Here is a 22,466-nt window from a genome sequence, read left to right as displayed (position 1 = left end):
GTCGCTTTGTTGGTGAGTTGCGGGTTATGCGATGCGCTTCGCAACGGCTGCTGCGAACCGTTGTGCGGCTTGGTCGTCAACGGAGAAGAACAGTGTTGGTTCAGCAAGTTCGATTTCGAGGAGCACAGGTTCGCCGTCGTCTCCGGGGATGAGGTCAACACGTGCGTACAGGAACGGTTCGTTGTCCCCAATGATGGCATGTGCTTGCTCAATGGCGCGTTCTGCAAGTTCTCGGTACTCGGGGTCTGCTCCCCCGGCTGTGAGTTCTTCTTGCTGGTAGGACAGTGATGGGGCGTCTCCGCGGGAGAGCATCGCGTTTTTGCGTGCAGCGTGTGAGAACTCACCGTCAATGAAGATCAGTGAGGTTTCGCCCTTTTCATCGATGAGTTTCAGGTAGGGCTGAATCATGACGTGACGGCCGGAACGCAAGAGGTCCCGGACGTGCATGATCGCTTCGCCGCGCGCCTGCGCGGTGTACTCCTGGTAGCGGGCGGTGTCTTGGGTACCGGCTGAGATGGTTGGTTTGATGACGTAGTCACCGAGCGCTGGTAGGCGCGTGTGGATGGCTTGGGACGTCAAGTGGCGGGCTGGGTCAAGCCATAGTGTCCGCACAACGGGGATGCCCCGCTCGTCCATCTCTTTGAGGTAGTGCTTGTCTGTGTTCCATTCCAGAACGTCCGCGTGGTTCATGATGGTGGGAACAGATTTCGCCCAGGCAATGAATTCATCACGACGTCCCGCGTAATCCCAGGTGCTTCGCACGACGACAAGCGCGAACTCGTCCCACTGGACCGAAGGGTCATCCCAAATCGCGGGAACCGCCTCAATGCCAGCGTCCTTTAGGGCGTCCGCGAGGATACGGTCATCCGCATCAAGCTCTGGGTAGTCAGAACAGGTCACAAGGGCTACACGTGGATCAGTCACAAGTACCAGCGTAGTCGGTTCTGCAACACCACGGTAGCGCGGTTGCATTTCACTGTGTAGCAACTAGTCTGCGAACATGGCGAAGTTTTTTGATATCCACCCAGACAACCCACAGCCACGGCTGATCACCCAAGTCGCAGAAGCTTTGCGATCAGGGGCGGTCATCGCCTATCCGACAGATTCGGGGTACGCCCTTGGGTGTGCCATCGACAATCACTTCGGCGCTGATCGCATACGTGCGATCCGCAACCTCGACGACAAACACCACATGACCTTGGTGTGCTCCGACTTCGCGCAACTCGGTCAGCTAGTTATCCTCGACAATCATGCTTTCCGCGCGATTAAAGCAGCAACACCGGGCGCATACACCTTCATTTTGCCTGCAACGAAGGAAGTTCCACGCCGTCTTTCCCACCCGAAGAAAAAGACCGTTGGTGTTCGCATACCAGACAACGAAATTGTCCGGAAAATCATTGCTGAACTTGGCGAACCAATCCTCTCCAGTTCTCTGATACTTCCCGAGATCGACAGCCCGCTGACCGAGGGGTGGCAAATCAAGGAAGAACTCGATCATGTGCTCGACGCTGTCGTCGAAGCAGGTGACTGTGGCAATGAACCAACCACGGTGATCGACTACTCCGACGGTGCACCTGAAATCGTCCGCACCGGCGCGGGAGATACTGCACGTTTCGAGTAACCGCACCCGTGTTCGCCCATAGCCGATGCCCGCTGCCAGCGCAGGCGGGCATCGGCAAAGCGCGTTAGCGTAACGAGTATCACCACCGTTGAAACCAACGGACCACGCCCAAAAGGAGGGTCATGATGCCAAGCGACATGTACGCAAACTACACCGTGCCAGGACTAGAACTCGAAGCAGGTCACAAGGTTGCCGACGCGTTGCAGATGCGCATTCACGCCCTGAACGACCTCGCCTTGACACTCAAGCACGCGCATTGGAACGTGGTGGGCCGTGACTTCATTTCCGTCCACGAAATGCTGGACCCACAAATTGACTTGGTGCGCGCCATGATCGACGCACTCGCTGAGCGCATGGCAACCCTTGGGGTCTCCCCCAACGGGCTCCCTGGCGACCTCACTGAGAAGCGCACCTGGAACGACTACCCCATCGGGCGGGCAACTACCTCAGAACACCTGGCCGCACTTGACGTTGTGTACAGCGGCGTCCTCTCAGACCACCGGGCAGCAATTGGCACGGTAGGCCCCATTGACCCCATCACTGAAGACCTTCTGATCACCCAAACAGGCCAGTTGGAGTTGTTCCAGTGGTTCATGCGTTCCCACTTGGAGAACCCCAGTGGTGAACTCCTCACTGAAAACATTGAGAGCGCGAAAGAAGCCGCAGCAGCGGCACGCCGAATCAACTGACACCCCACTCACAAAAAAAGGGTGGTTGCACGCTGGCTCTCAGCGTGCAACCACCCTTTTTATGTCCCCGATGCGCCTCAACGACCAGCTACAGGTGGCGTATGGGACACCCATAGCTGGTGTGAGTTATTCGACTAGAGTCTCTTCAGCTAGTTCCGCAGAAAAACGGACAACGCCACGAGACTTTAAGCCATCGAGGATGTCACCCCTGACTCGGATAGCGAAGTTTGGGGTTCCGACGTTGTAACTCCGAACGGGGGCGTTGCCAGTTAAGTCGGGGACGAACCCCACATAGCCTTCGATAGGTTCGCCCGAACGCCGACCGGAGTCACGTAATTCGACAGGGTACGTTAACCAACCTGTCACACCCATTTCTTCGAGCGCCTCAACGAACCTGCGCGAGACCAGCAACAACGGGTGACCGCCTAGCCACAGAATGTCACCGCGTTTCTTCCCTGTGCTGGCCGTGTCACGTCGAAAATCAACTGGAAACGGTAGCTCCGCAATCCGCCCAACCGCGATCTCATCAATCACATCGCGGCCATCCGAAGTCTTCCACGGGCCATATTCGGGCTTTCCTTCGCCCTCAAGCACAACCCATAGTTCACGGCTCGACGTGAAAGCCCCAAGAACAAACCACGTGTGCTGGGTAACCATAGCCGCATCGTAAGAGGAGGGTCAGACATCCTCTGGTTCTGGGGCTTCAGGGTTCACAAAGTCGTCTTTGGTCAGCAGGGCACTGTCGTCATCCAATGTGAGACCGGCTTGATCAAGTTGGCTTATTGGATCTTTCAGTGGGTCGTGAGCGTCAAGGGTGCGGGGGTCGTCTTGGCCACCTTCTTCAACGGGCTGGCCATCCCGCCCGTCAAGGGGGACCATGTCAGGAGCTTCTTCAGCTGAGAAAACCTCGAATGGTTCTTGCGTAGACATGTGTTCCTCCATCATTGCGCGGGGTTTTACTTCACCCTGTCACGAGTAGTGGAGGCTCGCATGCGGAGAGACAACAAAAGCCGGATCATATGATCCGGCTTGTTGTGGTGGTGCGCCATCAGGGACTCGAACCCCAAACCCGCTGATTAAGAGTCAGCTGCTCTGCCAATTGAGCTAATGGCGCTGGCGTGGACCGCTGGGCCACTCCCATAACGCGTGAACGTCTTGGGCAGTGAAAAACCCCGCCGGTTGGAGGGGCTTCCAGTGCGCCATCAGGGACTCGAACCCCAAACCCGCTGATTAAGAGTCAGCTGCTCTGCCAATTGAGCTAATGGCGCGCACAAGAAACAATAGCAACGGCCTGCGGATTCTCCAATTTCTGGGGATGTCACCCTCGTCACGTTGCACATGGTGGTGTGCGCAATGACCTACGGAGGTCACTCCACGCCAACGAGTTCAGAAGGAACAAAAAAGATCCAGGATCATTGCTGATCCTGGATCTTGTGTGGTGCGCCATCAGGGACTCGAACCCCAAACCCGCTGATTAAGAGTCAGCTGCTCTGCCAATTGAGCTAATGGCGCATCGGCAAAATATTACACGGAGGTACCGCGCTTTGCCCAATCACCTTAGGCGGATCGCGCCTGTCGTGGTGATTCTTCAACCTGAGGTGCTGGCACAATGCGTACCGCTGCTTTTGTTAACGCAAGGTCAGCGAGAAGAGCCGCAGGAATGTTTCCCTCACGGATCTGGTCGCCAAGACCGGTCGTGTCCCCCACGATGTCACGAACCTCATCAGTTAACTCAAAATCGAAGAGGTCGTCGTCTGTTGCGCCCTGGTCGCGTGGTATCTCTTGCATATCGCCCCTCCTTCCGTAGCCAGGCCGGCAGGTCATCGTGTTCCACTCTGCCCGGTGAAACTGAAAATCATGTGAAGAACCAGGATGAATTTCCGGGTGATTTTCACTTTTCGCTCCGTGATGCCGCAATTCGCTGCCCTGCACAGCGCGCCTAGTTCCTTCAGGTTACTGACTCAACAGGCACAGAACCATAGTGACTGATTCCCATAACTGCCTCTCAAGTTTGAGGAAATACAGCCGAGCACCCGCGGAGAAACGCCGCCACCACTAGAGATACAGGCCTGGGGACGCCACCGCGTCTTCCTGATGTGCAACACCGTGAATATCTTTTTCCCGCAGAAGAACATAATCACGGCCCGCAATATCAACTTCTGCTTTTTCCTCTGGGTCGTACAACACCCGGTCTCCACGGCGCACCTGCCGCACCGAGTCACCCAACGCTGACACAACGGCCCAACTCAACCGTCTGGCACCCACCGCACTTGCAGGGATCACCAAACCTGAACTTGATTGACGCTCGGACGCATCTTTCTCAGGTAACACGAGAACACGGTCGTGGAGCATCCTCACCGGAAGTGTCGCTGGCAAAGCGGTAGCGCTTGGAAGCGGCGTTGATGAGGCAGATGGGTTAGCCGGGGTAGTTTTCGATGTTTCACTCACATGTCCTACCGTACCGATACGATGGGCGGCAGTGGCACCAATTCGTCAACGCACCACCCGCAACGAGGTGCCTCTTGTTTGCCCGCAACCACCGTCAAGGAGACCCCATGACTACACGCCTCGAACCTGGCGCACCAGCACCCCAGTTCACCGCCACGTCAGCCAGCGGTGACACCGTGTCCCTCAGTGACTTCAGTGGACGCAAAGTCATCGTGTACTTCTACCCCGCCGCTGGAACCCCCGGCTGCACCACCCAAGCATGTGATTTCCGCGACTCTCTAGCGTCACTTCAAGGCGCCGGGTACACCGTCCTGGGAATCTCACCAGACTCCGCTGACAAACTCGCAACCTTCACCAACAACGAGTCGCTGTCCTTCCCCCTCCTCGCTGACCCGGACAAAGAGATTGCCAGCGCTTACGGGGCCTATGGGGAGAAGAAGAACTACGGGAAAACCGTCATGGGGATCATCCGCTCCACGTTTGTACTCAACGAAGACCACACCATCGACAAGGCCCTCTACAACGTCAAAGCCACCGGGCACGTTGCACGCCTACGCAAAGAGCTTGGTCTCGACAACTAAAAACTTCACGTACACTTAATGGTGCGCGCGAGTGGCGAAATTGGCAGACGCGCTGGATTTAGGTTCCAGTGTCTTAGGACGTGGGGGTTCAAGTCCCCCCTCGCGCACCACCACAGAATGACCCCCGATCTTGGATGTAACACTCCAAGGCGGGGGTCATTCTGCTTTTATCATCGCGGAGCAGTACCGGCGGCACGGGCCGCAGCAACGAAGTCGCGGATTTTCGCGAGGTCTTTCACCCCTGGTGCTGATTCCACCCCACTGGACACGTCAACACCCCACGGCTTAGCCGCTGCAATGGATTCTGCGACGTTGTCCGGGGTGAGCCCGCCAGCCAACAACCAACGCCCGTCAAGGTTGCGGTCAGCTAACGCCGTCACGTCCCACCGCTCACCAGAACCAGCCCGTGGGGCATCAAGTAACAACATTTCCTCCCCAAAGGCACCCACTGTCACGTCAGGTGCAGCCTCAAGGGACGTTGCCCGCCACAACCGGGGAAACACCTGCTGGGCAGCTTCAAAGTCAGCTTGCGTGTACGAGCCGTGCAACTGCAGAACAGACACACCCGTATCACAGGCAAGGTGCGCTGCCGCAACCGCCGGGATTTTCGCGACCACTAACACCGTGTCGACACGGCACTCCACGGTCGCCACCAGCGCGCGAATCGCATCGGCGTCAAGGTGACGGGAGCTGCCCAACGCGTGCACAAACCCCACCGCATCAACCTGCGCCTCAACAGCTGCCGCAACCGACTCGGGCGTACTCAAACCGCACACCTTCACAAACATCCAGGCCTCCTCGGGTGACTCACAGGTTGAGTGTACCGGCGCTACACTTGGGCGTTGTGCCGTGAATGGCACGCGGCGGCTCCTCGAAAACCGCTTGTTATCCCTGGTTGACGTTGCAACGCCACCGAAGGTAATGTGCGTCACTGTTCACAGCCACCAGACAAGGAGTAAGCGTGAGGATTGCGGTTTCTGGCACGCACGGTAGTGGGAAAAGCACACTCATCGCTGACTACCTCACACTCCACCCAACGATGGATCATTACGATGACCCATATACCTACCTCGATGACGCAGCTGATCCGCCCGGGGTCATCGAGTACGTTGAGCAACTGCGCATTTCGGTGAATATCTTGCAAGAGCTACCCGCCGACACACCGTGCATCATCGAACGCACACCACTGGACTTCCTGGCGTACCTCAAAGCGCTGCATGAACTGGGGCGCACCTCGGACCATCGTTTCTCGTCCCACCTAGAAGAAACTATTGATCAGGCGCTCTCACGGCTTGATCTGCTGGTTGTCCTTCCGCTGGAGCATCACGATCCCATCGCGCTTCCAGGGGGCGAGGACTTGGACCTCCGCGTTGCCATGAACGAAGCGCTGCTCGAACTAGTCGACACCTGTGTGCTAGCGACAACGAACCGCGTCACGGAGATCTTTGGGTCGCGAGATGTTCGCCTTGTCAAACTTCTCCAAGCCACCGGCACACGCATAGACACTCACAACAGCTGACCCGAGCCAACTGGTGGACCATCACGGTGAATGTACCGGCGCTACACTTGAGCGTTGTGCCGTGAACGGCACGCGGCGGCGCCCCGCAAGAGCCGCACCACCCATCCGTAATGAAAGCGAGCCTCGTGGCCGGCCACAACGAGACCCCACAGCCCTCCCCCGCTGACGCAACCACCAACACAACCGCAAGCACTGACGCAGCCCCCCAGGCAGAGGAGTCCAGTCAGCCCACTCCTGACGTCCCACACGTTCAAGGCGGAGAAGGTGAGACTCGGCACCGGCCAAAGATTGTGTCCTTCGTGTCGCGGTCAACCCGGTTGAAAGAGCGTCAACAACGCGCCTGGGATGAACTGGCCCCACAATATGTGATCAGCCCACCACGCGATGTTGCGCGGACCTCTATTGACCCTGACGTCCGGTTCGATGCGCGTGAAGCGTTTGGGCGCGAGGCTCGCCTCGTTGTGGAAATTGGGTCAGGTCAAGGTGAATGTGTGGCCTCCGCGGCAGCACAATGGCCTGACACAAACTTTCTGCCCATCGAGGTATATATGCCTGGTATCGCCTCAACGCTGTACCGGATTCGCCGGGCAGAACTCGCCAACGTGCGGGTCCTCCAAGCAGACGCCGCCCAAGCGGTAGAAACCTACCTGCCCGAGGCCGGTGTTGATGAGGTGTGGATTTTCTTCCCAGACCCGTGGCACAAAGCACGGCACCACAAAAGGCGACTCATCCAGCCATACTTCCTTGACCGCCTCACGCGTGTTCTCCGGCCGGGTGGGCTCGTGCGCCTTGCCACAGACTGGCAAGACTACGCAGACCACATGCGTGAAACGTTCGATGCTCACCCTCAGTTCACACTCCACAGTACGGAGCGGTTCGATGGGCGCCCCATCACCAGCTTTGAACGCAAAGGCATGGAAAAGGACAGGGGTATTACCGACCTGGCCTACACATTCACCGGCTAGGTTCTCAATGGGCGGCACAGCAAAGAAGGGCGGAACAACCACAAAGGTTGTTCCGCCCTCAGTTTGTCCTCAGCGCACTCGTAGTGCACGTTCACAACACCATGCAATGCGCTGATGTGTGAGTGGACTTTAGTTCTGTGCTGCCTCTGCCTGAGCTTCGGCGAGCTGCTTGCGGACATCGTCCATGTCCAAGCCCCTCACCGCTTCAACGACCTGTGCGAGCGCTGGAGCAGGCAAAGCACCTGGCTGGGAGAACACAAGAATGCCCTCACGGAACGCCATCAACGTGGGGATGGAGGTGATCTGTGCGGCAGCGGCAAGCCCCTGCTCGGCTTCAGTGTCAACCTTCGCGTAGAAAATGTCAGAGTTTTCCGCTGAGGACCGCTCGTAGATCGGTGCGAACTGCTTGCATGGCCCGCACCAGTCAGCCCAAAAGTCGACAAGAACAATGTTGTTCTCGTTAACTGCTTTCTCAAACTCTGCCTCGGTGACGTTGTGGGTGGCCATAGGGTGCCTCTTTCCTGTGCGTCGTGTTCCCGCGCGGTGGCGCGCAGGGTGATCCAGCAGCTCGGCTGCCACCAAATCCCTCTCCACATGACACTACCGGGCTTGGCATTATTCCGTCAGGTGTTCGGCTGTTGGCGAACCTCAGCCGTTTCAGGTGCCCATTAGGCGCGGCGAACATGCGCACCACTGGTGTTTCGGGTTACAACAAAGGGGTGACTGAGACTGCTGAGTTCCCGGACCCTGACTTTGGCGACAAAACCCGCCCAGTGGGTTGGTTGACCCCAACCCAGATGGATGAGGTACGCGGCCTGATGCCTCTGGTGTACGTTGATGCCGTCCCGGTGCGTGTTGACGAGTCCGGTGACGTGGTGCAAATCGGCTTGTTGCTGCGCGCCACCGAATCAGGCCACATGATGCGAGCCCTCGTATCAGGCCGGGTCATGTACCACGAGCGGGTGCGCGACGCGTTGCTGCGACACATCGAGAAAGATCTTGGCCCCATGGCGTTGCCGTCCATTCCGGCCTCTCCACAACCATTCACGGTTGCGGAATACTTCCCCACACCTGGTGTGACCTCGTACGTCGATGAGCGCCACCACGCCGTGTCACTGGCCTACATTGTGCCGGTACGTGGTGACTGCTCCCCACAGCAAAACAACCTAGAGTTCACCTGGCTCACTCCAGAGGAGGCGTGCACCCCGCAAAACCTTGCGCAAATGCAAGGCGGGCAAGATGTTCTCCTCAAGCAAGCCCTCGCCCACGTGGGGCGTTTGCCTGACATGTAGCCAACTGGTACGGACGGGTAACCGGCCCAGTGAATGCGCTCACTGCCCTAAATGCAATGCCGGCCACGTTGATAGGTCTGTTTGCATCGCCCGGTCGTGGCTGGCAATAACAACAGCAGCCGCGGTTTTCAGCACGTGCTGGGTGAGTTCGTCCACGAGGTCCACTGACAAGTGGTTCGTTGGCTCATCCAAAATAAGAATGTGAGGTTTGGCGAGCAGCGCGCACGCCAAATCAAAACGTCGGCGCTGCCCCGTGGACAACTGTGACAGTGGCGTATCAAGTTCCTCATCGGTGAGGAGGCCCAAGTACGCCACGGGCATGATGTTATCTGGGTCTAACCTGCCCGATTCCAACAAATCCAACCCCACCCTTGCTGCCGCATCGAACCCTGTTGGGTCACTGGCGCCACTGGCCCCCACCCGCTGTGGTGACTCTTGCAGCACAACGCCGGCACGGGCATCGGGAAGCATAGAACGGTACCCGCGCTCCAACGGCAACTGACCCGCGAGCGCTGCGAGCAGGGTGGATTTGCCTGCCGCGTTGGCTCCGGTGATCAGCAGGCGCCCGGATGGGGGGATGGTGATGCGTTGCCCGGGTAGGTCTAGGCGTACTGTGTCACGGCCGATGCGTGGGTTGCGTAGGTCAATGATGGGTTCGTCTGCGTGCCAGCTGGGGTTGAGTGCGGGCAGGTCGGGAAAGTTGAGTTGTGGTGGTGGCGGTGGGATGGGCAGGGCGTTGGCTTTGCCGGATTCTACGAGGCGGTCTGCTGCTTTGACGTGAGTGCGGGCGCGAGTGGCGCGGCGGTTTTTTTGGGAGCCTTTGGGTGGGCGCCATTCGTCGGAGAGGCCTTCGTAGCTGCGGTCGAGTTGGTGTTCGAGGCGGGCGAGGCGTTTTGTTTGGGCGACGTAGAGGGAGCGCCACCGGCGGCGGTATTCGTTTTTGGCGAATCTAAAGGATAGGTACCCGGGTTGGCCGTAGAGGACGGGGGTGCCGTCCATGGTGGGGTCCATGTCGTAGATGGCGGTGGCGACGTCGTCGAGGAGTCTGCGGTCGTGGGTGACGAAGATGATTCCGCCACGCCAGTGTGTGAGTACGTGGGTGAGGAAGGTGATGCCTTGGGCGTCGAGGTGGTTTGTGGGTTCGTCGAGGAGGAGGAAGTCGGCGCGGGCGGCGAGGTGGACTGCGAGGCGGGCCCGGTAGCGTTGTCCCACTGACATGTGGGCGAGTTTGCGGTCGCGGTCGGTGGGTGCGTTGAGGCGGGATAGTGCTGTGGTGATTCGTTGCTCGGCTTGCCAGGGGGCGAGGTAGTCGAGGTGGTTGAGCAGTTCGGTGAGTTGGGTGAGGTTCCCGGTGTCGTGGTTGAACTGTTCGGCTTCTTGTTCGAGGTGGGCAGCGAGTTCGTTGATGTCTGCGAGGGCGGCGTCGATGAGGTCGCCGAGGGTGTCGTCACCTGCAGTGAATTCTTGGCTTATCCAGGTCACGCTGCCGTGGCGGGTGATAGTGCCTTGGCCGGGGTCGAGGTGCCCGGCGAGGACTGAGAGGAGGGTGGATTTGCCGCACCCGTTTTCACCAACTATCGCAAGCCGGTCCCCTGTGGTGACACTGAGGTCGACGCCGGTGAAGACGGGAGTGTCGGGGTAGGAAAACTCTAGTTGCTGCGCGAGGAGTTGCATTGTTCCCATACTAGTTGCGATAGCGTGGTGGGGTGAGGCGTTTATTGGTGTGGTGTGTGCTGGATGTTGCGGTTGTTGTGTTGTTTGCTGCTGCTGGCCGTGAGTCCCATGATGAGGGTGGGACGTTGGCGGGCATCGTTGATACGGCGTGGCCGTTTATGGCGGGTTTGGTTGTTGCGTGGTTGATTACTCGCCAGTGGCAGACGACGCGTTCTGGTTTTCCGGTGGCTTTCCAGGTGTGGCCTGGTGCGATCATGCTTGCCGCGGTGACGTGGGCGGTGGGGTTGGCGTTGCGTGCGGCGACTGGTGACACCAATAGTGGTGGTTTTCCGTTGGTGTCGTTGGGGTTTTTGTTGTTGATGTTGGTGGGTTGGCGGATTGTGTGGGGGTCAGTTGTGCGGGTTCGTGCGAAGAACTCGCGCGATGACCGGGGCTAGGGCCCGGAATGCTTGCCCCCGGTGGCTGATGGTGTTTTTCTCAGCGGGTGTGAGTTCCGCGCAGGAGCGTGTGTCTCCTGCTGGTTGCAGGATCGGGTCGTAACCAAACCCGTGGTTTCCGCGTGGTGCACGCAGGAGTGTGCCGCGTAGTGCACCTTCTTCGACGTGTTCGTAGCCTTGTGGTGTGACGAGTGCGGCTGCGCACACGAATTGGGCGTTGCGGTGGGCGTCGGGGACATCGGCGAGTTGACCAAGCAGGAGGTTGAGGTTCGCTTGATCATCGCCGTGGGTGCCGGCCCAGCGGGCTGAGAATATTCCTGGTGCACCGCCGAGGACGTCTACTGAGAGGCCGGAGTCGTCTGCGATGGCGATCAGCCCGGTGGTTGCGGCGAGGGCGCGCGCTTTGATCAGTGCGTTCTGCGCGAAGGTGATTCCGTCTTCTACGGGTGGTTCGACATCGAACTGGCTGGCCGATGCGACGGCGTTGTCTGGCAGGTCGGTGAGGTCTGGGTGGGCGGCGAGGATCGCTCTGAGTTCGTTGACTTTGTGCTCGTTGTGGGTGGCAAGAACTATGCGAGTCATGGTGGACCTCTCCTGGGCGTCTGGTGGTTACAGGGCGTAGGTGCGGTTTGCTTCGGCGATGGCGATGTTCCCGGTAAACATGGCGGTCGCTTCGTTGAGTGTGACCTGCGGGTCATTCCAGGGTGGGATGTGGGTGAGCAGCAGGTTTGTGACCTGTGCTCGTGCCGCGAGGTCACCTGCTTTGCGCCCGGTGAGGTGTAGTCCAACGATCGCGTCGTCGCGGCCGTCGATGAATGCTGCTTCGCTGAGGAGGAAGTCAGCTCCTTGTGCAAGGTCAGCGAGAGAGTCGCATTCGTCAGTGTCACCGGTGTAGGTCAGGACAGCTCGTTCCCCGGGGCGCACACTGCTGGGGCCTTCAACCCTGAATCCGTAGGCTTCTACGGGGTGGTTCACTGCGCGCGTGGTGATGGTGAAGGGGCCGATGTTTGTGGTGTGGCCGTCATGCAGGGTGTTGTGTGCGAACTGGCAGTCCATCGATTCGTTGTCACCAAGCCCGTAGGCTTGAGCGAACCGGTCAGCTGCATCAGTGGGACCGTACACGGCCACTGGGGCGCAGCCTGTGGCTTCTGTGCCTTTTACCGGGTGGTACCGATAGTACACGTAGAACCCTGATAGGTCGGAGCAGTGGTCTGGGTGGAGGTGAGAGATCAGCACCGCGTCAACATCGAAGGGGTCGATGTGGCGTTGCAGTGCCCCAAATGCTCCAGCACCCAGGTCCATGACGAGCGACCAGGTTTTACCCTGTCCGTCTTCTGCTTGCACCAGGTAACTTGAGGCTGGTGAGGTTGGGCCGGGGTAGGAACCGGACATACCAAGGACAGTGAGTTTCATGAAACCATCTCCACACTGGTGACTTCTGGACCCAGGAACCGCCGGGCAAGACCATTGAATGAGGTTGAATCACCGGTTGCCACAAATCTGTGTTGTGGTGGACCGGCATCGGTGTCTCGCTCTAATCCGTGCGCCACAAGGGTGCGGTACACGTCTTTTGCGGTTTCTTCTGCAGAGGACACGAGGGTGACGTCCTCCCCCATGACGTAGGAGATCGCCCCAGTCAACAGTGGGTAGTGGGTGCAACCCAGGATGAGGGTGTCCACGTTGTGGTTTTTAATGGGTTCAAGGTAGCGGGTCGCTGCGTCAATGACGCGCGGACCTGTGGTGACACCCGCTTCAACAAGTTCCACAAAATCTGGGCACGCTTGGGACGTCACAGTGAGTTTTTGGGCAACTGACAGCGCATCCTCGTAGGCACGCGAACTAATGGTCGCTTGGGTGCCGATAACCCCCACACGCCCGGTGCGTGTCGCAGCTACGGCCCTGCGGGCAGCGGGCAGAATCACCTCCACCACAGGTATTCCGCGACCCACCGTGTAACGCTCTCGGGCGTCGCGCAACACCGCAGCTGACGCCGTGTTGCACGCGATCACAAGCATCTTGACGCCCTCATCAACGAGGTAATCCATGATGCCAAGGGCAAGTTCTCGCACAAGGGCCAGGGGTTTTGGGCCATACGGGGTGTGCGCGGTGTCCCCGATGTACAGGATTGACTCGTTGGGTAGCTGATCCAGAATGGAACGGGCTACCGTCAAGCCCCCAACGCCCGAGTCAAAAATTCCGATCGGTGAATTGTTCACATGTACGAGATTAACTGTCATGGCCGACTAGACGCGCCGTGCACCCCCTAGATCACACCGTGACGTGACACGAAACACAGGTTTCGTCGGGTTTAGAGGGCGGGTGGGACCCCCTGCCCATCATCAAGCAAGCACTCAACCAAGGACTCTTGCAAGTAACCACTCAAGGCAAACAACATGCCCAACAAGTAACGCCGCTCATCCTCTTCTGCGAGGTCTTCCACAGCCGCTGTGCGTTCCAAAAACTCATGCAACTCCTCAGTGGAGTCATCATTGACCAGTTCCAACCGGTCCCCCAACACCAACCGGATATCCGTCAACGCCATCGCAACCTCAGCCGCATCCTGACGAGACACCGCGAATTCCACATGCTCATCTTCATCACGTGACGGCGTCGCTTCCATCAAAGCTGACGCAAAGTTCACCAGCCGCGTCACCTTAGCCTCACGAATGTCACCATCGGTGAACTTACGGAACTCAGCTGCGACCTCAGGGTCCAGTGACGCATCGGGAACTAACCGGCGTACAGCCGGATCCGTGGGCACATCAGTGAAAGGCTCACCACTCAAACCAGCAAGAACCCGGTTCAGTTGCGGAAGATCAGGAACCCGCACCTCTGGTGCCCCCCGGGTTGGGTCTTGCTCACCAGCAGCATCGTCCTGGTCAGGAGCCACCATATGGTCCTGACCCAACAACTCAATAACCTCACCGGCGATCTGCACCAGGTAAAACCGCTCCCCCGTGGTCAAATACGCCAAATACGACCCATCACTAAATGGGCTAAACACAAATGGGTGCGCCACCCCTACCCCTCCTCGCTGCGTTGCATCGTGGCCCACAGCCCATAGTTATGCATCGCCTGAACATCAAATTCGATTTTCTCCCGGCTGCCCGTAGCCACCACCGCTTTACCGTCCTGGTGCACCGCCAACATCAGCCGATGCGCCTGCTCACGGGGGTAGGCAAAATAGGAGTGGAATACCCACTCCACGTAATTCATCAAGTTCACCGGGTCATTCCACACCAACAAAATCCACGGGCTGTCGGGAACCGTGGCAGGCTCATGGTCAAGAACAAGGCTCTCTGAGGGTTGGACACTCACGCGTCCATGCTACGCGACCACCTCTCACCCACCGCGCCACGGCTGTAGCGTTGCCCTATGAGCATCACCTTGATGACCGATAAATATGAACTGACCATGATCCAAGCCGCCTTAGAGCACGGCACCGCCCACCGCACCAGCGTGTTTGAAGTCTTCACGCGCAGGCTGCCATCATGGCGGCGCTACGGTGTTGTCGCAGGAACAGGGAGATTCCTCGAACACCTCGACACATTCCGCTTCACCAGCGCAGACATCGACTTTCTGCACAAAGATGGCGCACTACGCGACACCACACTGGACTACTTCAAGGAGTACCAGTTCACTGGCAACATCAGCGGATACGCCGAAGGGGAAGTGTACTTCCCCCACTCCCCCGTCTTGACCGTAGAGGGAACATTCGCTGAATGTGTCCTCCTCGAAACCCTGCTGCTGTCCATCCTCAACCACGACTCCGCCGTCGCATCGGGCGCATCACGCATGACCTCCGCCGCGCACGGGCGCCCCTGCCTCGAAATGGGATCACGACGCGCTCACGAAGACGCCGCCGTCGCCGCTGCCAGAGCAGCGATCGTGGCAGGTTTCACCGGCACATCGAACCTCGAAGCGGGCCGCAAATACGGTATCCCCACCATCGGCACCTCAGCGCACGCATTCACTCTGCTCCACGACACCGAAGAAGAAGCATTCGCCGCACAAGTGAAATCCTTGGGCACCGGCACCACCCTGCTCGTTGACACCTACGACGTCACCCAAGGCGTCGAGACTGCGATCAAGGTCGCTGGAACCTCGCTCGGCGCGGTACGCCTCGACTCAGGTGACCTCGGGCTCCAAGCAGAAGCAGTCCGCGAACAACTCGACTCACTCGGTGCCCACAACACCAAGATCATTGTGACCTCCGACCTCGACGAATACGCAATCGCTTCACTAGCCTCAGCCCCCGTTGACGGCTACGGGGTAGGCACCAAACTCGTCACCGGGTCAGGGGCCCCCACCTCATCAATGGTCTACAAACTTGTCGCCCGCGAGGACGGCAACGGCACAATGCAATCCGTGGCAAAAGCATCCACCTCAAAATCCAGTGTGGGTGGGCGCAAAACGGGGGCGCGCCTCGTCCTGGATGAAACCGCTCGCGAAGAAATTGTTCTCGTCGCAGACAGCACAACCGCCGATGCGTGGCTTGCCTCCCGACCTGAATATCGGCGACTCGAAGAACGCTTCGTCACCGGTGGGACCATCGATACCCGTTGGACAGGAAAAGACGGTTTAGCACGGGCAGCCGCCAGGCACAGCGCCTCACGGGCGGAACTCAGCCCTCACGCGGGGCGGTTGCAATCAGGTGAGCTCGCCATGGACACCACCGTGATCACCCTGGAGAACACAACAACAAGCAACTAGCACAACACAAAGGTGGTCACCGGCTTCTGAACCGGTGACCACCTTTTCGCACAGCTCAGACGTTATTTACGGCCAACAAACCAACCACGGATCAACTCAACGCGGTGCTGCAACTGAGCCACTGTCGCCTGAGGAACTTCAGGTCCCCCACTGCGGCGGCGTAGCTCATTGTGAACAGAACCATGTGGTTGCCCAGAACGCCTAGCCCATGCGTTGACCAGTTGCTGAAGTTCCTTGCGCAGCGCCGAGGCGGCACGGTGGTCCATCTCCGAGACCTGTGGGGCACTATCCCCCTGGTCCCGGCGGTGCTTATTTTGGCGTTGACGCAACAACGTCGACACTTGATCGGCATCAAGGAGACCTGGCAACCCAAGGAAGTCCTGTTCCTCATCAGTGCCCACCCCACCCGTACCAAACTCACCGCCGTCAAAAAGAACACGGTCAAAGGACGCCTGAGATTCCAACATTTCAAAGGAACCTTGGAGCAGGTCCCCTGATGCTTTTTCCTCACGGTTAGCCGCCGCGAGCAGCGCTGCCTCAGGGTCGTAGAACTCGTCTTCCCCCGCACTTTTAGGCTTATCGAGGGCGTGGTCGCGTTCCTCCTCCATAGAGTTCGCCAACGCCAACAGAGGCGCAACTGAAGGGAGGAACACGGTGGCCGTTTCACCACGCTTGCGAGCGCGCACATACCGGCCAATGGCCTGTGCAAAAAATAGTGGAGTCTGGGTGCTCGTGGCATACACACCAACGGCAAGGCGTGGTACGTCAACGCCTTCAGAAACCATGCGCACAGCAACCATCCACCGGTCTTGTGACAGTGAGAACTCTTCGATCCGGGAGCCTGCCCCTGCGTCATCAGAGAGCACCACTGTCGGTGATACTCCTGTGATGCGGGCTAGGTGCCCTGCGTAGGCTCGGGCGTCGTCTTGATCTGAGGCGATCACCAAACCACCTGCGTCTGGGATAGCCCTGCGCACTTCGGTGAGCCGCTGGTCAGCAGCAGCTAACACTGAAGGTACCCATTGGCCTTGAGGGTCAAGTGCTGTCCGCCATGCTTGCCCGGTCATGTCTTTGGTCATTGCTTCGCCGAGGTTCGCGGCGATTTCGTCGCCAGCTTTGGTGCGCCAGCGCATGGACCCGGCGTAGGTCAAGAAAATGACTGGGCGGACCACGTGGTCACGCAGCGCTTCACCATACCCATAGGTGTAGTCAGCCACTGACCGCCTGACCCCGTCGGCGCCCTCTTCGTAGCGCACAAAGGGGATCGCAGCTGTATCAGAGCGGAAGGGTGTACCCGTCAAACACAGGCGCCGCGTCGCCATGTCGAATGCCTCATGAATAGCGTCACCCCAACTTAATGCGTCCCCGCCGTGGTGCACCTCATCAAGGATCACCATGGTGCGGGCATTAGTTGTGCGGTTCGCGTGCAAGGCTGGGTTCGCGGCGACTTGCGCGTAGGTCAGCGCAACACCGTCATAGTGATCGGCAGCGCGGCCTTGGGAGTTTTTGTAGTTGGGGTCAATTTTGATGCCCACTCGGCCAGCAGCGTCTGCCCACTGGTGTTTGAGGTGCTCGGTGGGGGCAACAATAGTGATTTTCCGAACAGCCCGTTGGTCAAGGAGTTCAGTGGCGACACGCAACGCGAAGGTCGTTTTCCCGGCTCCTGGGGTTGCTACAGCCAAGAAGTCACGTGGTTGGCGTTGCCGGTAGATGTCAATAGCTTCGGCTTGCCACGCGCGTAACTTGGTGACCGTACCCCACGGGGCACGGGTCGGATAGGTCGGAGACAGGTGCTCAGCCGCAGCAACAGACGCGGCTTGCGGAGCACGCCCTGATCCTGCAAGGAGGTCACCGGCCGAAAGGCCTCGTGTGCCCTCAGACTGATCGTCATCGGTGTCGACCGCTGAAAACAGATCAATCTCAGGATTCACTTGTCGGAATCGCCCTCTCCTGGCTCGCCGTCTTGGGGGTCACGCAAACCGTCGTAGATCTCTTTACAGATCGGGCAGACGGGAAATTTTTGTGGGTCACGCCCAGGAATCCACACCTTGCCACACAGCGCAATGACTGGTTTGCCGGACAACGCGGAATCCATGATGCGTTCCTTGCGCACGTAGTGCGCGAAGCGTTCATGGTCGCCTGGCTCAGTTTGCTCAACTGTTTCTTCACGTTCAAGAACACTGGTTGAACCGCCAGGTTGCGACCCGCCACCAAGGTCTGGGTGGTCCCAGAATGGGTCGGACGGCGTCGAATTAAACCGGAGATGCACACTCATGATGACTACTCTACGCGGAAGCAGCCCCCGTACGCTGCCCGTAACACGTGATGCATCCAACCCCACATCCACCCTGCACAACCCCCCTTACCCCACGTAACCTCGGAGTATGACAGCAGCTCCTGGGCCAGCACACGCACGGGTCGATGTGTGGGTGTGGGCCACACGACTCGCAAAAACTCGGTCTCTTGCCGCGAAAGCTGCACGTGCTGGTCACATCACTATTAATGGTGAGCGTGCTAAACCTGCCACGGCTGTAAGTGCCGGCGATCGTCTCACAGTGCGGATAGGTGAGGTGCGCCGGGAGGTGGAAGTCAAGGCGATTATCACAAAGCGCGTTGGGGCACCCATTGCTGTGACGTGCTACATCGATCACACGCCCCCACCGGTTCGTGATTCAACACCACCAATGCCTCGCCGGGATCGCGGGGCTGGTCGCCCCACTAAGCGTGAGCGACGGCAACTCGATAGTTTCCTGGGGCGTGATCTTGACGATCCTCGGCATTAGCAACCCTGTTGTGTTGTTGCTGTAAGCATCAACGTTTTTACCCACACCACCGCGGAAGGAGGCACAATGCACTCAACACCTGATGAGGCGCACGAACAGCAACCCGATGAGGCGGTCCCTCCCACAGCCTCTAGTGCGTCAACTCATCAGGCGACGTATGCGCCGACTCAGCCGTCGGCGGCCTCGACGAGCCGTGATGTCCAGGACTTGTTGGCAGAGATCCAAGACTTAGGTGATGACCTCCCCTCGTTTAAAGCCAAAAGCCGGAAACGACGCCCCAAGGCGGTCAACGTTGAAGTGGTCCGCCCTAAGGGGCCGCGGTTGCCGTTGGGGCAATTAGTGTCTCGTTTGTTGAAGGACCCAACCGCAACGGTTCCTATTGAGCGGCCAGAAGATAAGGTCGACCACATTCTCACCATGATGCGGGTGTTGGGTTTGGCGATGCTTGATGCCGGGCAAGCAACAAGCGACGTGCAAGAAGAGTTGTTTGCTATTGCTAAGGCGTACGCAATGCCCCCTGTGCGGGTCATTGTGATGCCGACGGTGGTTATTGTGCAGATTGAGGGGACTGATCGCCGCATTGAGATTGGTTCTGTCCAAGGGCGGGAGTTACGGTCAGATCAAGCTGCGGCGATAGATGACCTGATGACTAAAGCACGGCGTGGTGTGATGGAGCCGGATGCGGTTATTCAGGCGGTCTCTGACATCGCCAATTCCCAACCTCGCTTTGGTTGGTTTGTGCAACTTGCCGGTCAAATCATCATGACCTTGGCTATTGGTTTCCTCATCAACCCTTCGGTAGCTGCGATCCCGGCTTACCTGATTTTGGGGGCAATTGTTGGTCTCCTTGTTCAGGTGGGTAAACGGTTTTCTACGATTCGTTCAGCTCTGCCAGTGATCGCTGCTATCACGGTGACGGTGGTGGCCTCGGAGTTCTTGACGGGATTCAGTCAAGAGGTGCCGTTGCGGTTGATTGCCCCAGCTCTCGTGCCCTTCCTCCCTGGGCTCACGTTGACCATTGCAGCGTTGGAATTGACTCGCAATGAAGTGATTTCTGGGGCGTCACGCCTGGTATACGGGATCGCGCAATTGATGCTGCTCGCGTTTGGGGTGGTTATTGGTTTGGAATTGGCGCCTGGCGGTTCAACCTCGAACGCGGTTGTGTTGAACTCCATTGGGCCGTGGGTTCCGTTGTTGGGTATCACCCTGCTGGCATTGGGGTATGTGCTGGCGATGTCAGCACCAGAAGGTGCGTTCTTGTGGATTGTGTTGGCGTTGACCATCACGTGGGGCATGCAGCGGCTTGGCGCGTTCTTGGTGCCTGCTGAGCTATCTGGTTTCTTTGGTGCACTCATTGTTGTTCCGCTGTCACGGTTCTTGGCGCAGTTCCGTACCGCTCCACCTGCACTGGTAACTCAAGTGGTGTCTTTCTGGATATTGGTTCCCGGTTCGCTGGGTTTCATTTCGTTCACAGAAGCCGCAACCGGTTCCAACGAAACAATGAATATTTTGGTCTCCACGGGTATGGCAATGTTCTCCATCGCATTGGGAATCTTGGTTGGTTCAGGGTTGGAACGCAACGGTGGGACACTGCGTCAGAAGAGACTGTCGATCTCGTCAATCACCCGACGCGCGAAAGGGACGAAGAACACATCCCCTGGGGGGCATTCGTAAGCATAGGATGGTGGTGTGAACACGTGGAATACAGCCGCAGTCGCCCGCCACCAACGCCGCACGGTCACCAGCTTGGCCCTAGCTCAAGTGTTCTCCGGAATAGGCACCGGCGCTGTTGTGTCGGTCGGGGCACTCCTAGCCGTTGACCTCTCAGGCAACACCGCATGGGGCGGGTCAGTCACCACCATCCTCACCCTCGGGGCGATGCTCGCCTCCATGCCCCTCGCACGGCTAGCCAGCGCACGAGGACGACGCGGCGCTCTCGTCACCGGCCTACTTATCGCAGCGGCAGGAGCCGCGCTGATGATTGTCGCCGCGAGCATCGGCAGTTTTCCGGTACTTCTCGCCGCAGGTCTTCTGCTAGGAACAGGCTCAGCCGTAAACCTCCAAGCCAGGTTCGCCGCCACCGACCTCGCCCAACCTCACCGACGCGGGCGCGACCTATCCTTCGTCGTATGGACCACCACAGTCGGTGCAGTTGCCGGACCAAACCTCCTCGGGGTTGGCGAGAACATTGGGAAAGCACTATCCCTACCCCAATACAGTGGAATTTTCGTTATTTCCGGTGCAGGCCTACTCGTCGCCGCACTTGTGCTGACCGTAGGGCTGCGCCCGGACCCCTCCACCGTTGCCCGCATGATGAACACCGATCACAGTGCAACACCCCCTCGCCCTGTACGCCAAGGATTCCGGAGCACACTCAAAGCGCTACAAGGAAATAACAGAGCCATGAGCGCACTGGTCACCGTCATGGGCGCACACGGCATCATGGTGGCGCTGATGTCAGTGACCTCAGTGCATATGGACTCTCATGGCGCCTCAGTGACCATCATCGGCGTCACCATTTCCCTCCACATTGCCGGAATGTATGCTCTGTCCCCACTGGTCGGGTGGCTCACCGACATTATCTCTGCCCCACGAATGGCCATGACTGGCTTTGTTCTGCTCGTCACTGCAGCAGTATTCGCAGGTGTAGGCGCCAACTCACACCTATGGGTCACTGTTGGACTAGTACTGCTTGGGCTCGGCTGGTGCGCAGCAACCATCGCAGGGGCCGCACTCATTGCATCATCTGTGACCAGTGAGCAACGGATCTCCGTACAAGGTGTCTCTGACACTCTCATGAGCGGCGCTGGCGCGTTAGGCGGCGTACTCGCGGGAATCGGCCTATCAACTCTGGGATATGACGGATTAAACGCCGCCGCAGGAATACTTGCCGTTGTGGTTGGGGTTATCGCCGCCATCATGTTGCGCCGTGCCCCTCACTCAACAAGTGAAGCATCTGCCTCATAACGACCTGCGGCAGCCGCAACCTGAGATTGATAGTCGGCACTGTTGTTGTACGACCGCACCGCATCAATCCACTGGCTTTGACCACTCAAAGAACCATGCGCATGACACAAATAGCGGGCCGCAGTCAGTGCAGCATCGTCAATGCTGTGTGGGTCTGCAACTCCATTGCCGTCCCCGTCACTCCCCCACTGTTCCCATGTTTGGGGAATGAACTGCATCGGACCTACTGCGCGGTCCCATGTGGCATCTCCATCAAGCATTCCCTCATCAGTGTCTGGTATCGCCGCTGTTCCCTGCCCTTGTAGCGCCACCCCAATGATCGCAGGGCGAGCTACACCATCCAGGCCAATCTCACCACCAGCAATCGTTCCGTGCTGGGACTCCACCCACCCAATACCAGCAAGAGTGTTCCACCCCACCTGACACCCTTGTTCCTGGCTCACAGTGAGAGCTGCACCAGCGTAGGCCGACAAAGCCCGTGGTGGGATCGTGGTGACGGTGGCGACTTGTGCAACCCAGTGAGGGTTTGTTTCAAGCACGATGCCTGTGGGCACCCAGGTGGTGGGCGGGTTGTTCATGTCTGTGGTGGCGCCGGGGTTGGCGTGTGGTGTGGGTGAAGCTAGCTGTGGTTGTGCGGTTGGTGGTGGGGACGCATCGGGCTGTGTTTGGGTGGTGTTCACTGGGGCAGGAGGGGATGCTGGTCCGATGTATTGCGCAGCGGTGAGGACAATGACTGCGCTGGCAGCCACGGTTAGTGTGGCTGCCAGCGCAGTGTGT

The 22,466-nt window shown here is 58.6% G+C and carries 27 protein-coding genes and 4 tRNA genes; 12 read left to right on the top strand and 19 right to left on the bottom strand.

From position 1 onward, the window contains the following. Positions 1–24: 24 nt before the first annotated feature. Positions 25–924: an ATP-grasp domain-containing protein gene (locus G538_RS0106665; RefSeq protein WP_035833715.1), complete on the bottom strand. Its 900-nt coding sequence runs from the start codon at positions 922–924 to the stop codon at positions 25–27. A gap of 76 nt (positions 925–1,000) precedes the next feature. Between G538_RS0106665 and G538_RS0106660 the strand changes: the two genes are divergently transcribed. Then, positions 1,001–1,621, top strand: a complete 621-nt coding sequence (locus tag G538_RS0106660) for an L-threonylcarbamoyladenylate synthase (RefSeq protein ID WP_029068710.1) — start codon at positions 1,001–1,003, stop codon at positions 1,619–1,621. A gap of 125 nt (positions 1,622–1,746) precedes the next feature. Then, positions 1,747–2,310 carry a Dps family protein gene (locus G538_RS0106655; RefSeq protein WP_029068709.1) on the top strand — a complete coding sequence of 188 codons (564 nt, stop codon included), beginning with the start codon at positions 1,747–1,749 and terminating at the stop codon, positions 2,308–2,310. 126 nt (positions 2,311–2,436) lie between these two features. On the opposite strand, the gene G538_RS0106650 is transcribed toward G538_RS0106655, so the two are convergent. The 7 genes from G538_RS0106650 to G538_RS0106620 all read right to left on the bottom strand — a co-directional run bounded on the left by G538_RS0106650 (position 2,437) and on the right by G538_RS0106620 (position 4,758). Continuing rightward, positions 2,437–2,967 (bottom strand): hypothetical protein, encoded by a 531-nt coding sequence (locus tag G538_RS0106650; RefSeq protein WP_029068708.1) that lies wholly within the window; start codon positions 2,965–2,967, stop codon positions 2,437–2,439. A 21-nt stretch (positions 2,968–2,988) separates the two neighbouring features. After that, positions 2,989–3,240, bottom strand: a complete 252-nt coding sequence (locus G538_RS0106645; protein WP_029068707.1) for a hypothetical protein — start codon at positions 3,238–3,240, stop codon at positions 2,989–2,991. Positions 3,241–3,348: 108 nt separating this feature from the next. Next, positions 3,349–3,424: transfer RNA gene (locus G538_RS0106640), tRNA-Lys, on the bottom strand. 81 nt (positions 3,425–3,505) lie between these two features. Further along, positions 3,506–3,578 (bottom strand) — tRNA-Lys (locus G538_RS0106635). Positions 3,579–3,746: 168 nt separating this feature from the next. Continuing rightward, a tRNA-Lys gene (locus G538_RS0106630) sits at positions 3,747–3,822 on the bottom strand. A 45-nt stretch (positions 3,823–3,867) separates the two neighbouring features. After that, positions 3,868–4,098, bottom strand: a complete 231-nt coding sequence (locus G538_RS0106625) for a hypothetical protein (RefSeq protein WP_029068706.1) — start codon at positions 4,096–4,098, stop codon at positions 3,868–3,870. Positions 4,099–4,365: 267 nt separating this feature from the next. Next, positions 4,366–4,758 carry a GroES family chaperonin gene (locus G538_RS0106620; protein WP_245566810.1) on the bottom strand — a complete coding sequence of 131 codons (393 nt, stop codon included), beginning with the start codon at positions 4,756–4,758 and terminating at the stop codon, positions 4,366–4,368. 107 nt (positions 4,759–4,865) lie between these two features. Between G538_RS0106620 and bcp the strand changes: the two genes are divergently transcribed. Together bcp and G538_RS0106610 are read left to right on the top strand one after the other, a co-directional pair. Next, the gene (bcp, locus tag G538_RS0106615) at positions 4,866–5,339 is read left to right on the top strand and encodes a thioredoxin-dependent thiol peroxidase (RefSeq protein WP_029068704.1); all 474 of its coding nucleotides are present in this window, start codon (positions 4,866–4,868) and stop codon (positions 5,337–5,339) included. A gap of 25 nt (positions 5,340–5,364) precedes the next feature. Beyond that, positions 5,365–5,449 (top strand) — tRNA-Leu (locus G538_RS0106610). A 60-nt stretch (positions 5,450–5,509) separates the two neighbouring features. On the opposite strand, the gene G538_RS0106605 is transcribed toward G538_RS0106610, so the two are convergent. Beyond that, a complete protein-coding gene (locus G538_RS0106605) occupies positions 5,510–6,127 on the bottom strand; it encodes a phosphoribosylanthranilate isomerase (protein ID WP_029068703.1) in 618 nt (205 codons plus the stop codon). Positions 6,128–6,300: 173 nt separating this feature from the next. Here G538_RS0106605 and G538_RS15485 point away from each other — a divergent pair, with 173 nt between their 5' ends. After that, positions 6,301–6,858 (top strand): DEAD/DEAH box helicase family protein, encoded by a 558-nt coding sequence (locus G538_RS15485; RefSeq protein ID WP_051196645.1) that lies wholly within the window; start codon positions 6,301–6,303, stop codon positions 6,856–6,858. Between the two features lie 110 nt (positions 6,859–6,968). After that, positions 6,969–7,823: a tRNA (guanosine(46)-N7)-methyltransferase TrmB gene (gene trmB, locus G538_RS15480; RefSeq protein WP_084618164.1), complete on the top strand. Its 855-nt coding sequence runs from the start codon at positions 6,969–6,971 to the stop codon at positions 7,821–7,823. Between the two features lie 129 nt (positions 7,824–7,952). Here the strand turns inward: trmB and trxA are convergent, their stop codons facing one another. Then, on the bottom strand, positions 7,953–8,330 hold the full coding sequence (gene trxA, locus G538_RS0106590; RefSeq protein ID WP_029068702.1) for a thioredoxin: 378 nt from the start codon (positions 8,328–8,330) through the stop codon (positions 7,953–7,955). 212 nt (positions 8,331–8,542) lie between these two features. On the opposite strand from trxA, the gene G538_RS0106585 reads away from it, so the two are divergent. After that, entirely contained in the window at positions 8,543–9,115 is a 573-nt protein-coding gene (locus G538_RS0106585; RefSeq protein ID WP_029068701.1) for an NUDIX hydrolase family protein, read from the top strand. Positions 9,116–9,154: 39 nt separating this feature from the next. Here the strand turns inward: G538_RS0106585 and G538_RS0106580 are convergent, their stop codons facing one another. Beyond that, on the bottom strand, positions 9,155–10,798 hold the full coding sequence (locus G538_RS0106580) for an ABC-F family ATP-binding cassette domain-containing protein (RefSeq protein ID WP_029068700.1): 1,644 nt from the start codon (positions 10,796–10,798) through the stop codon (positions 9,155–9,157). A gap of 23 nt (positions 10,799–10,821) precedes the next feature. Here G538_RS0106580 and G538_RS17750 point away from each other — a divergent pair, with 23 nt between their 5' ends. After that, positions 10,822–11,226, top strand: a complete 405-nt coding sequence (locus G538_RS17750; protein ID WP_084618162.1) for a DUF3054 domain-containing protein — start codon at positions 10,822–10,824, stop codon at positions 11,224–11,226. Here G538_RS17750 and rdgB read toward each other — a convergent pair. From rdgB to clpS, 5 genes are all read right to left on the bottom strand, one after another. Beyond that, positions 11,179–11,808, bottom strand: a complete 630-nt coding sequence (gene rdgB, locus G538_RS0106570; protein WP_029068698.1) for an RdgB/HAM1 family non-canonical purine NTP pyrophosphatase — start codon at positions 11,806–11,808, stop codon at positions 11,179–11,181. The genes G538_RS17750 and rdgB overlap by 48 nt on opposite strands. Positions 11,809–11,835: 27 nt before the next feature. Beyond that, positions 11,836–12,639: an MBL fold metallo-hydrolase gene (locus tag G538_RS0106565; protein WP_029068697.1), complete on the bottom strand. Its 804-nt coding sequence runs from the start codon at positions 12,637–12,639 to the stop codon at positions 11,836–11,838. Continuing rightward, the gene (gene murI / locus G538_RS0106560) at positions 12,636–13,442 is read right to left on the bottom strand and encodes a glutamate racemase (protein WP_029068696.1); all 807 of its coding nucleotides are present in this window, start codon (positions 13,440–13,442) and stop codon (positions 12,636–12,638) included. Before murI ends, G538_RS0106565 begins: the two co-directional genes overlap by 4 nt. A 92-nt stretch (positions 13,443–13,534) precedes the next feature. Beyond that, positions 13,535–14,245 carry a DUF2017 family protein gene (locus G538_RS0106555; RefSeq protein WP_029068695.1) on the bottom strand — a complete coding sequence of 237 codons (711 nt, stop codon included), beginning with the start codon at positions 14,243–14,245 and terminating at the stop codon, positions 13,535–13,537. Positions 14,246–14,247: 2 nt separating this feature from the next. Beyond that, on the bottom strand, positions 14,248–14,544 hold the full coding sequence (clpS, locus tag G538_RS0106550) for an ATP-dependent Clp protease adapter ClpS (RefSeq protein WP_029068694.1): 297 nt from the start codon (positions 14,542–14,544) through the stop codon (positions 14,248–14,250). A gap of 57 nt (positions 14,545–14,601) precedes the next feature. Between clpS and G538_RS0106545 the strand changes: the two genes are divergently transcribed. Continuing rightward, positions 14,602–15,939, top strand: coding sequence for a nicotinate phosphoribosyltransferase (locus G538_RS0106545; protein WP_029068693.1), 1,338 nt, complete (start codon positions 14,602–14,604; stop codon positions 15,937–15,939). Between the two features lie 62 nt (positions 15,940–16,001). On the opposite strand, the gene G538_RS0106540 is transcribed toward G538_RS0106545, so the two are convergent. Both G538_RS0106540 and G538_RS0106535 read right to left on the bottom strand, forming a co-directional pair. Next, a complete protein-coding gene (locus tag G538_RS0106540) occupies positions 16,002–17,870 on the bottom strand; it encodes a DEAD/DEAH box helicase (RefSeq protein ID WP_029068692.1) in 1,869 nt (622 codons plus the stop codon). After that, the gene (locus tag G538_RS0106535) at positions 17,867–18,214 is read right to left on the bottom strand and encodes a DUF3039 domain-containing protein (RefSeq protein ID WP_029068691.1); all 348 of its coding nucleotides are present in this window, start codon (positions 18,212–18,214) and stop codon (positions 17,867–17,869) included. The genes G538_RS0106540 and G538_RS0106535 overlap by 4 nt, the downstream gene beginning before the upstream one ends. A gap of 109 nt (positions 18,215–18,323) precedes the next feature. On the opposite strand from G538_RS0106535, the gene G538_RS0106530 reads away from it, so the two are divergent. The 3 genes from G538_RS0106530 (at position 18,324) to G538_RS0106520 (ending at position 21,689) form a co-directional block, all read left to right on the top strand. Next, positions 18,324–18,722, top strand: coding sequence for an RNA-binding S4 domain-containing protein (locus tag G538_RS0106530; RefSeq protein ID WP_029068690.1), 399 nt, complete (start codon positions 18,324–18,326; stop codon positions 18,720–18,722). Between the two features lie 66 nt (positions 18,723–18,788). Next, complete coding sequence (locus tag G538_RS15475) at positions 18,789–20,396, top strand: threonine/serine exporter family protein (RefSeq protein WP_051196644.1); 1,608 nt, start codon at positions 18,789–18,791, stop codon at positions 20,394–20,396. A 15-nt stretch (positions 20,397–20,411) separates the two neighbouring features. After that, complete coding sequence (locus tag G538_RS0106520) at positions 20,412–21,689, top strand: MFS transporter (protein WP_029068689.1); 1,278 nt, start codon at positions 20,412–20,414, stop codon at positions 21,687–21,689. Here the strand turns inward: G538_RS0106520 and G538_RS15470 are convergent. Beyond that, a complete protein-coding gene (locus tag G538_RS15470) occupies positions 21,659–22,438 on the bottom strand; it encodes a lytic transglycosylase domain-containing protein (RefSeq protein WP_051196643.1) in 780 nt (259 codons plus the stop codon). The genes G538_RS0106520 and G538_RS15470 overlap by 31 nt on opposite strands. Between the last annotated feature and the right edge of the window lie 28 nt (positions 22,439–22,466).

It is taken from the genome of Jonesia quinghaiensis DSM 15701 (assembly GCF_000423205.1).
Classification (GTDB): Bacteria; Actinomycetota; Actinomycetes; order Actinomycetales; family Cellulomonadaceae; genus Jonesia; species Jonesia quinghaiensis.
This window is presented reverse-complemented; position numbering and strand designations above follow the sequence as displayed.